General features: G+C 59.0%; 13 protein-coding genes and 1 tRNA gene. 4 read left to right on the forward strand and 10 right to left on the reverse strand.

Going from position 1 to position 9231, the window contains the following annotated elements:
* Nucleotides 1–248: hypothetical protein (locus NW820_RS04595; protein WP_414406813.1), on the reverse strand; the 248-nt coding region annotated here is incomplete at its 3' end.
* Nucleotides 249–277: 29 nt separating this feature from the next.
* Here NW820_RS04595 and NW820_RS04600 point away from each other — a divergent pair.
* Both NW820_RS04600 and NW820_RS04605 read left to right on the forward strand, forming a co-directional pair.
* Nucleotides 278–574: a hypothetical protein gene (locus NW820_RS04600; protein ID WP_011433947.1), complete on the forward strand. Its 297-nt coding sequence runs from the start codon at nucleotides 278–280 to the stop codon at nucleotides 572–574.
* Between the two features lie 167 nt (nucleotides 575–741).
* Nucleotides 742–1233 carry a pentapeptide repeat-containing protein gene (locus NW820_RS04605; RefSeq protein ID WP_041436730.1) on the forward strand — a complete coding sequence of 164 codons (492 nt, stop codon included), beginning with the start codon at nucleotides 742–744 and terminating at the stop codon, nucleotides 1231–1233.
* A 76-nt stretch (nucleotides 1234–1309) separates the two neighbouring features.
* On the opposite strand, the gene NW820_RS04610 is transcribed toward NW820_RS04605, so the two are convergent.
* The 6 genes from NW820_RS04610 to NW820_RS04635 all read right to left on the reverse strand — a co-directional run bounded on the left by NW820_RS04610 (nucleotide 1310) and on the right by NW820_RS04635 (nucleotide 4617).
* Nucleotides 1310–1390, reverse strand: a tRNA-Leu gene (locus tag NW820_RS04610).
* Nucleotides 1391–1480: 90 nt separating this feature from the next.
* Nucleotides 1481–2404, reverse strand: a complete 924-nt coding sequence (locus tag NW820_RS04615; protein WP_011433945.1) for an NAD(+) kinase — start codon at nucleotides 2402–2404, stop codon at nucleotides 1481–1483.
* A 273-nt stretch (nucleotides 2405–2677) separates the two neighbouring features.
* A complete protein-coding gene (locus NW820_RS04620) occupies nucleotides 2678–3280 on the reverse strand; it encodes a response regulator (protein WP_414406814.1) in 603 nt (200 codons plus the stop codon).
* Between the two features lie 259 nt (nucleotides 3281–3539).
* Complete coding sequence (locus NW820_RS04625) at nucleotides 3540–3854, reverse strand: DUF3007 family protein (protein ID WP_414344410.1); 315 nt, start codon at nucleotides 3852–3854, stop codon at nucleotides 3540–3542.
* 28 nt (nucleotides 3855–3882) lie between these two features.
* A complete protein-coding gene (gene ndhL, locus NW820_RS04630) occupies nucleotides 3883–4104 on the reverse strand; it encodes an NAD(P)H-quinone oxidoreductase subunit L (RefSeq protein WP_414331907.1) in 222 nt (73 codons plus the stop codon).
* A gap of 108 nt (nucleotides 4105–4212) precedes the next feature.
* Nucleotides 4213–4617, reverse strand: a complete 405-nt coding sequence (locus NW820_RS04635) for an NIL domain-containing protein (RefSeq protein WP_011433941.1) — start codon at nucleotides 4615–4617, stop codon at nucleotides 4213–4215.
* Between the two features lie 295 nt (nucleotides 4618–4912).
* Here NW820_RS04635 and NW820_RS04640 point away from each other — a divergent pair, with 295 nt between their 5' ends.
* Nucleotides 4913–5083 carry a hypothetical protein gene (locus NW820_RS04640; protein WP_414344414.1) on the forward strand — a complete coding sequence of 57 codons (171 nt, stop codon included), beginning with the start codon at nucleotides 4913–4915 and terminating at the stop codon, nucleotides 5081–5083.
* Between the two features lie 7 nt (nucleotides 5084–5090).
* Nucleotides 5091–7526: an endonuclease MutS2 gene (locus NW820_RS04645; RefSeq protein WP_414406815.1), complete on the forward strand. Its 2436-nt coding sequence runs from the start codon at nucleotides 5091–5093 to the stop codon at nucleotides 7524–7526.
* Nucleotides 7527–7621: 95 nt separating this feature from the next.
* Here NW820_RS04645 and NW820_RS04650 read toward each other — a convergent pair whose 3' ends face one another.
* The 3 genes from NW820_RS04650 to NW820_RS04660 form a co-directional block, all read right to left on the reverse strand.
* Entirely contained in the window at nucleotides 7622–7876 is a 255-nt protein-coding gene (locus NW820_RS04650; RefSeq protein ID WP_011433939.1) for a hypothetical protein, read from the reverse strand.
* Nucleotides 7877–7999: 123 nt separating this feature from the next.
* A complete protein-coding gene (locus tag NW820_RS04655; protein ID WP_414406817.1) occupies nucleotides 8000–8374 on the reverse strand; it encodes an urease subunit beta in 375 nt (124 codons plus the stop codon).
* A 97-nt stretch (nucleotides 8375–8471) separates the two neighbouring features.
* Entirely contained in the window at nucleotides 8472–8774 is a 303-nt protein-coding gene (locus NW820_RS04660; protein ID WP_011433938.1) for an urease subunit gamma, read from the reverse strand.
* Nucleotides 8775–9231 lie beyond the last annotated feature (457 nt).

Consider the following 9231-nt stretch of genomic DNA (forward strand, 5'->3'; position numbering starts at 1 on the left):
ACCTCACGGCGGCCATAGCGCTTACAGATGTTTTCTAAGTAGATCTGCATAGGGCGCTGATCAATGCTCACCGATTCTGAAAGGGGCTTCTCGCCCAGACAGGGATCCTGTAGTAAGTGTCTCTCCCGAAGATGCCCCAAATCTTGCCCACAATCCAGAGAGATCTGAGCAGAATTGATCCCCTCAGGCTGACCCTGGAAGTCTTCGATACTATCATCATGACGGCGTACTGTAACTGGTTGCACCACCGCTTCAGGATGGGATCCCTGGCCTTCCCATGCTTCGCTGCCCAGCTTGCTACTGGCTCAACTCCAACTCCGATTATCGCTGTCGCCGCTGTGGGCACTTTTTGCGCCATCGCCCGCTTCCTGTTGCCGAGAAACTCAACCCAAGAAGGCCAACAACCAGCCCTGCCGGCTGGCGGGAAATCCGCTGGGATCGCGTCCTGACTTCCTCGGCAATACTCGGGGTTTTGGTGGGGTTGGGGCAACTGTCTTGGCATTGGGTGCAGCCGCTGCTCAAAGATCCACCCCTTCCCAGTGTTGGCAACGGCCCGGCAGCTTCGGGACGATAGGACTCCAAACGTCATCCCGCCCTGAGAGAGCCTGCTATCAGGTGGGCCAGACAGACCTGCGGAGTGGCCGAAGCCAGAAGATGCCACTATCATGTGACCAGCGCAGAACCATCCCCCTCTGCTGTGTCCCTTCACGTAAACCTTCAAAATTGTGAGGCTTGGTAACCATGAACCTCAATCTCAAAGTTCCCGCCATTTGGGCACTACTGGCCACGGCAGCCTTGGCTTCCTCTGCCGCAGCCACAACCTACAACTCTTGTTTTATGCGCTACCTCATGGCTTCCCGCACCTGTCCCAACTGCCGCCTGGGATCCATTGAGCTGAGCAATCTGGATTTGGCGGAGGCCAATTTCAGCGGTTCCGATCTCATCGAGGCCAATCTGGAGCGCACCATCTTGACGGGCGCCGATCTCAGCCAGTCTTACCTGGTGGGGGCCAATTTGCGGCGGGCTCAATTGGGGGGAGCCAACCTGAGTGGCGCTTACCTGGAGGGGGCAGACTTGCGGGGGGCCAACCTGCGGGGGGCCGATCTCTCTTCTGCATCCCTGTACGGCGCCGACTTGCGGGGGGCCGATCTACGCGACGCCAACCTGGTTGGGGCTGACCTGCGCTTTGCTCGCACCTGGGGCGCACGCCTGCAGGGTGCCGTTCGGGAATAGTGCCAAAGGCCGAAGCCAGCTTCCCCTCTCCCTCTCTGGGAGAGGGACTAATGAATAACGCGTACTAATTGCGTAATGCGGATGGCGAGACTCGAACTCGCAAGGCAAAGCCACACGCCCCTCAAACGTGCGCGTATACCAATTCCGCCACATCCGCTTCCGAGCCTAACCATCATAGCGACAGAGGGGTGGAGTTGTTAAGGGCATTGGCCATTTTGCAGCTATGGCTTGTCCTGCCTCGGCAAAGTTAAGGCAACTCCACCGACGTGGGCTTGGAAGCGTGGGGCAGTCCCCACCCCAACTTCTCTCGCATAACCCGGAAAAATTCCGGTCGGCGCAGGCGCATCAAATCTGTCCAATAGGGGGCACGTACCACCCGAATCTGGTCTTCCGGCATGATGTAGCAGCCGGCATTTCCATCTACCACCAAAACCAGTGGCTGAGGGGTAACGGGGCTAATCCATACCTCCTCCGAATCGGGGAAGACCAAGGCCCGCGACGCCATGGAATGGGGGCAGATGGGAATCAGCTGCAAAACCGGCACCCCCGGTGTGATCACCGGCCCACCCGCCGAGAGGGCATAGGCCGTCGAGCCGGTGGGAGTAGCCAAGATGACTCCGTCGGCAGCCACATCCAGAGGTGAGTGATCCCCGATGGTGATCTCGAAGTGGCACATGCTGGTCAAAGGCTCGCGGTGCAACACCATCTCGTTTAAGCTCAAGACCTCCCAGCGCAATTCTTGCCCTCGGTAGGCTTGCACCAGCAACATGCTGCGGCGATCCAGGGTGTATTCCCCGGCAATGGCGGCACTGGCTGCCTCTTCTAGGTGAGGAAGGTAGGTCTCCGTCAGAAAGCCCAGATGGCCCGTATTCACCGCCAACAAGGGGATCCCTTTGGGGGCCAGTTGCCGTGCTGCTGCCAAGACGGTGCCATCTCCCCCCAACACCACCGCAAACTTCATGGTTTGATCAAATCCAGCCGGGGCCAGGCTATCTACTTTGGTCAGGCAGATGGGGCTGTCGGGCTTGGCATAACCGAGGATACCGCCCCAGTTGGGGGCCACACAGACTTCCCAGCCCTGCTCCTGAAACCAGCGGGCTAGGGTTTCGCTGCTGCGTTTGGCGGCGGGTTTGGCGTCGTTGTAGAGGATCCCGGCTTTGGGCTTGGTCATGGGCAATGGGAAGGCAGAGGTGCCAAAACTCTATCAGTTCTGCAGGCCCCTCTGCTGGCCAGGTGATCCATTCCACAATTTCTGCCAGCAGACTTCGCTGATACATTGACGCTGAACAAGACGGGTAGCTTGCATGGCGAAGCCATACACTGCTGCCCGGGGCTGCAGCGATTGCATCCTGCTCGTTGCCAATCGGCAGCTCAACCCTGGCAGGGCAAGAAGCCACGAGAAGCTACGAGGAAAAACGAGTGACGGCAGGTTGGAACGAGTACCTCAATCGACAGGGCGACCCCGGTACATCAGTCGGTACTTCACCTGCGGGGTCAAGTCTTTTTGCCCTGGATCCCCTTCCGCGGTGATGGGTTGTGGAGGGGCGGTGGGAGAGTGGGCGCTCGGCTGCGGGGGAGGGGTGGAAGAAGATGTACGGCTGACCTCCGCCGGCCATAAGCCCGCTTGCTTCAGAGCCCTGTGGAGCGCCTCCGTGTCAATAGGCAAAAACCACCTGGCAGCCTCGTAAATCCGTTCGAGGGAGTGGAGAAGGTCGCCGGCCTCCGCCAAGCCAGGGATCACATCTGCTGCCCCCTGGTAGATTGCCCAGCGCCGCTCTGCGGGCTCGATGTGGCGGCGGGGGTGATGAGTCAGGATAACAGGGATGTTGGGCAGCTTGCTTTGGCACTCTCGACAAAAGGCATAGGGGTTAAACAGCCCCGTCGTCATGTCCACCACCATCAGATCCAGAGGCTGACTTGCTGCCACCTCCAGCAGATCTTCACGCGGGGAAACCAGCACCACAGAGTGCCCCTGAGACTCCAGCGCCAACTTCCAGAGATGAATTTGCGAGGGCTGGCCCTGAGCTAGCAGTATGGTTTTTCTCACAGTGGATGGAGATATGCGAGTAGAAGGAAAGGCAAAGGCTTGCACCACTTAATAATCCGTCGTACGCCAGAATCTTGTGCGGGGCGTAATATAGCATTCTTAGGGGAAGCAAATGGTAACCGGATATACAGATATACAAGTATTCAAGTATTGCGGTTTAAGCCCGACGCTCCATACCCTTAAACCTGGATCCCCAGCAGCCGACAGCCAATTTCTGGGTGCGGCCTGTCCGACGGCCTCAACGTTTGTCTTGCTCAATTCAATCTGGGATCCCTTCTTTCTCGCTTTCCAATTCAGCTTGCAGGGCCTGCCACTCTTCCGGAGACAGCGAGTGGAGTTTCTCTTGAAGTTGCTGGGTCTCGAAGCTGGCCCATTGAGCCTTCAGGGTCATTTCCCCCCGCAGCACCCGCTTCAGGTAGCCAAAAGTCCACCCCAAGCAGGCCAATAGAAGCACCACGCTCGATATCTGCTGCGCGGCCCCCGTATCCAAGCCCGCCCAAAGCAGCAGGCCGTAGAGGATCCCTCCCCCCAACAGCAGGGCTAAGCCTATAGCAAGAACATCCAATCTGCGCATGGCTCAGTGAACCGACAAACGGCTGACCTTACAGCGACCGAGGCTTGGGCCGGAACGTCATGAAGGGAGCCAAGAGCACCATGCCGGGAAAGAAAAACAAGACCAAGAAAAACATCAGCACCTTTTCCCAAGCACTGCCTGAAGTCCAGCGTTTGTCCACGTACAGCAGAGACAACAGAGGCAGCACCAGCAAATAGAGAACAGCCAAACCGGCATAAGTTAACCCAATCAACGATGTAGTAGAAGCCATGTCGAGTGCGCTCCGCAGCTAGACCTATGTCCAACAAATCTAACAGGATTGTAAAGGGATTTGTCAGCTTGGGGGAGTTCGTAACTCAGCCAACTGACCACAAACTGACTACAAGCTGGTGCTGATCGCCCCAACGGGGCAGGTGGCAACACACTGTTCGCACATGACGCAGCGGTTGCGGGAGAACTCCAGCTTCCAGTTGGGAGCAGAAATCTTCAGGGCCTCGGTTGGGCAAACTCCCGTACACAATCCACAGTCCACGCACAAGTCTGGGTCGATTTGAATTTCCTTGGCCCGTTCAGTCACCTCAATGCCCAAAGACTGTACCCATTCCAATCCTGCTTCCACCTGGTCGATATCCCCCGACAGCTCCACCACCAAAGTACCCACTTCGTTGGGGGCTACCCTGGCGCGCACGATATTGGCAGCCACATCGAAGTCTTTGGCCAACCGATAGGTGAGAGGCACATTCACCAAATGGCGGGGGAAAATGAGGGTGACTCGTTTGCGCACGGATCTTGAGTGTTTTGAGTGCAGCAACTTCCTTCAGTATGGCAGGCTTGTGAGGTTCAGTTTGGCCGTGAATGCAGCTCACTTCCACCCTCCACAGGACACCCAAGGCGAACCCCACAGCGGTAGGGCGGGGCTTTGAACCCAGTTTTTCGGTGAGCTCAGCTTCTTGGGAAGATCACCAGAGGCAGCGCGTGAGACAACGGCGCCATTATCAGCGTGCCCCTCTCACCAAAAGCTATCTGTGGAAGCCGACCCAGAGCCTGCCACAATAGGATGGAGAGCGTCCCCGATCCCTATGAACCCATCTTTTGCTCAGCCCCGTCTCAACTCAGAGCAGTACCGCCAGATGCTGGTGCGGGATGGCGAACGTCGCTTCCGCGAGTGGCACACTGCCTTCCTCAAGTATCAACAGCAGTTTTTGCAAGAGATGAAGCAACTGCGTCTCCAGGGTTCCTTGCATCACTGAATGGTTAATGCCCACCGTCCCCACCTTGCACCCGCTGCCAGTCTTCTCCAAGCCCGATCCCTCCCCAAGGCCTACGGCCTGCCAAGGCGAACGGCAAGAAACCTTGGAATTGCTGGAGTGGCCCCGCCTTTGTCAGCACTTGGCCACCTTTGCGGCCACACCCTTGGGCCGCCGCGCCTGCTTGGAGCTGGATCCCTGGCAGAGCCGCGCCGACAGCGAAGCCTACCTTGAGCAGACGGAAGAGGCGATCCGCCTCGATCGCACACAGGCCGGGGGACTTTCTATGGCAGGGATCCACAACTTGCTGCCGGCTTTGGAACGGGCCGAACGGGGGGGGATCCTGAGCGGGGAAGAGCTGGTGCAGATCGCTACAACTCTGGGGGCAGCCCGCCGCATCCGCCGCCTGATCGATGATCATGACCATCTGCCCCACCTGCAGGCCTGGGTGAGCAACCTGCGCACCTACCCGGAGCTGGAGCAGGAGATCTTCCGCTGCCTGGAGGAGCATGGTGAGGTGCGGGACAGCGCCAGCCCTACCCTTGCGGATCTGCGCCAGCAGCAGCGGCGGCAACGCAGCCAGATCCAAGAGCAGCTGCAACAATTGATGAGCCAGTATCCCCAGGCGCTGCAGGATACCCTGATTGGCCAGCGGCAGGGGCGGTTTGTCCTGATGGTGAAGGCCACCCATCGGGATCTCATCCGCGGCCTTGTGCACGACAGCTCTGCCAGTGGAGCCACCCTCTATGTGGAGCCCTACGCTGTGGTGGAACTGGGCAACCGCTGGCGAGAAACCCAAGCTCAGATTCAGGCGGAGGAAGAGCGGATCTTGGCCGCGCTCTCGGCTCAGGTGGCAGCCGTGGCCACCGATCTGGAGCATCTGCAGGGGGTGATGGTGGGGTTGGATGTGGCTCTGGCTCGGGGTCGCTACAGCCTCTGGCTGGAGGGCAATCGTCCCCAGTTTGTCTCGGCAGGATTGCGCCTGCGTCAGGCCAAGCACCCTCTGCTGCTCTGGCAGTCCCGCGCCGCCGCCCCTTCGGAGGGTCAAGGTTCTGCCGTTGTCCCCATCGACTTCACCCTCGCGGACTCCATTCGTGTCGTGGTTATCACCGGCCCCAACACCGGCGGCAAAACCGTTGCCCTGAAAACCCTGGGCCTGCTGGTGCTCATGGCCAAGGCGGGGATCTTCCTGCCGGCTCAGGATCCGCCCCAGCTGCCTTGGTTCGACGGGGTTTACGCCGACATTGGGGACGAGCAGTCGCTGCAACAAAATCTCTCCACCTTTTCGGGGCACATCCGCCGCATCAGCCGCATCGTGCAGGCCCTGCAGTCTGCTCCGGAGCCGGCCCTTGTCCTGTTGGATGAGGTGGGGGCGGGCACGGATCCCACCGAAGGAGCTGCCCTGGCGGCTGGGCTATTGGAGTACCTCTCGGAAAGGGCACTGCTCACCCTGGCTACCACCCACTACGGCGAGCTAAAGGCCCTGAAATACCAACATCCCGGCTTTGAAAATGCCTCGGTGGAGTTCGACGAGGTCACCCTGGCCCCCACCTATCGCCTCTTGTGGGGGATCCCAGGCCGCTCCAACGCCTTGGCCATTGCCCAACGGCTGCAGTTGGATCCAGAGATTCTGCGGCGGGCCCAGCGGCACCTGCAGGGGGAAAGCCAGGTGGATAGGGTCATTGCCGGGCTGGAAGCGCAGCGAGCTCAATTGGAAGAGCGGGCGGCCCAGGTGGGATCCCTGCATCGAGAGCTGGAGAGCCTATATCAACAAATGCAACAGCGCAGCCGCCAAATTGCCGAGCGAGAAGCTCAACTGGAGCACAAGCAAAACCAAGAACTGCAAGCCCTGTTGGCTGCTGCCCGTCAGGAAGTGGCTGCCGCCATCCGCAGATTGCAGCAGGGAGAGGATCCCCAACGCATTACTGCCGAGCTGGCGCAAATCCAGCAGCGCTACTCTCCCCCACCGCCGCCCGTGGATATGGAGTTTGTGCCAGAGGTGGGAGATCGGGTGCGGCTGAGAGGCTTGGGGCAGACGGGAGAGGTGATCGCCATCGAAGGAGATGTATATGTAGTGCGCAGCGGCATCCTCAAATTCACAGTGCCACGGGGGCAGTTGGATCCCATCGATGAACACCAGGCTAAGCAACGCCAACGCCCCAAAGCCCCACCTCCCTCCCCTGCAGCCACCGCTCCCCTGAACCTGCGCACCAGCCAGAACACCCTCGATCTGAGGGGGAAAACCGTTGCTGATGCTGAGGCCATTCTGGAACAGCACTTTGCCCAAGCTCCTCCCGGCCCGGTTTGGATCATCCACGGCCACGGCACAGGGCGCCTGAAAGCCGGCGTCCAGGCTTATCTCCAAAATCACCCGCGCGTTCAGCGTTTTTCAGCCGCTGATCCCGAAGACGGCGGTACTGGAGTGACCGTGGCTCATTTACAGTGAGGCTTGTACAGTGAGGCTTGCCAGTGCCAGAAGGGAGTAGGGGTGGTCGCGTTGGCATTCTCGAGTCGGAGACCGGACAAGTGCCGGGCAATGTCTCAAGCTTGACTGTGGAGCACTGCCGCTGCTGAGCTGACGGGCTGGGATCCCTTCTGTTGCCGCTGGCTTTGCCAGAGCCAGTAGCCCCGCACCAGTTGGCTATCCCCAATGAGCTTCAACATCACCGCCACCGTTGCACCTGTCCAACTGAGAGGCCCAAAGGCGGCGCCTGCTGCTGCCAACAGCGCCAACCCAGAAAGATTTAGCCCCAAGCCTTGCACCCACATCCACAAGACAGTCTCGCGCTCTGACATCTGTCAGCTCCTAGAGGAGAAATAGGATAGCCCTACTGTCCTGAATCTGAGCAGAGACGGGGATGGGGTTGAGCCTTGACACCGCTGCCCAAAGCTGCACACTTGAGGGGGGGCATATTCCCCCTACGGATGGGCTGCTTCACCCAGCCACTCCTGCAATCGGGCCAGAGCCAGCCGCTTCTGGGCAGCGGAGCGTATCGTGCCCTCCGTGAGCCGATTGAAGCCATGCACCAACCCCTTGCCCCCCAAAGCCACCAGCTTTACCCGATGGGTTTGCCCTGGCTCAAAACGCACTGCGTTGCCGGAAGGGATGTTGAGGCGCATGCCAAAGCTGGCGGCGCGATCGAAAACCAGGGCTCGGTTCACCTCAAAAAAGTGAAAATGGGATCCCACCTGAATGGGCCGATCCCCTCGGTTGGTAACCTCCAGGGTCACGGTGGCCCGTCCGACGTTGGCTTGGATGGGATCCTCTGCCAGCAACAGTTCCCCTGGGATCAGGGCCGGCTCTGCGTTGGCAGCAGGGTTGGTTCTGGATTGGCGAGCCATGGGGACGACCTCCTGAAGTCTCTGGGTCTTTGGAGCATCTGGGGGATCCCTAGCGAATGGGGTGGTGTAGGGTAACCAGCTTGGTTCCGTCGGGGAAAGTAGCCTCCACTTGAATTTCCGGGATCATCTCTGGGATCCCGGGCATCACGTCCTCGCGGGTCAGCCACGTCAGCCCCTCGCTCATCAATTGGGCGACTGTTTTCCCCTCCCGCGCCCCTTCCAAGACTGCTGCGCTCAAGTAGGCCACCGCCTCAGGGTAATTGAGTTTGAGGCCCCGCTGCCGCCGATCCCGAGCCAACTGGGCAGCCAGGTAGATCAACAACTTGTCTTTCTCCTGGGGGGATAAGTACATGGGGCAACCTCAAAGATAAAAAAGGATACAAAGAGGACAGCAGCAGGCCCAGTTGGCCTAGAGTTGACCGAACTCATGCGCAGAAATCCCCAGTCTTGGCGCAGCGGACTGTTGCTACGCAACAAGGTGGCTAGCCGTAGTTCATCTTCTACCACCTCTGGGCAAAAAAGGGGAGCCCAGGCTACAAGAGATTTCACTCTCTCCTGCACAAGCAGCAGTCTCAACCTCTTCCGACATCGGGTTTTGCAACTTCCTTCCTAGGCAACCCGCTATATAAAGAGTAACAATAGATGCATATAGATTAGAAGATGTAAAAGTCTGTCTGGATTCCTATCTCAGCTCTGAGTTGGTTTATCCTGGAGCAATTTACCGGCTCTGTATTAACAGTTTCCTTTGATAGGCGTTGACTGGGTTCTTTTGATCGGCTATGAAACTCGAACTGACTCCCCGCCAGCGG

Origin of the sequence: Synechococcus sp. R55.7 (genome assembly GCF_047461955.1) — a bacterium.
Classification (GTDB): domain Bacteria; phylum Cyanobacteriota; class Cyanobacteriia; order Thermostichales; family Thermostichaceae; genus Thermostichus.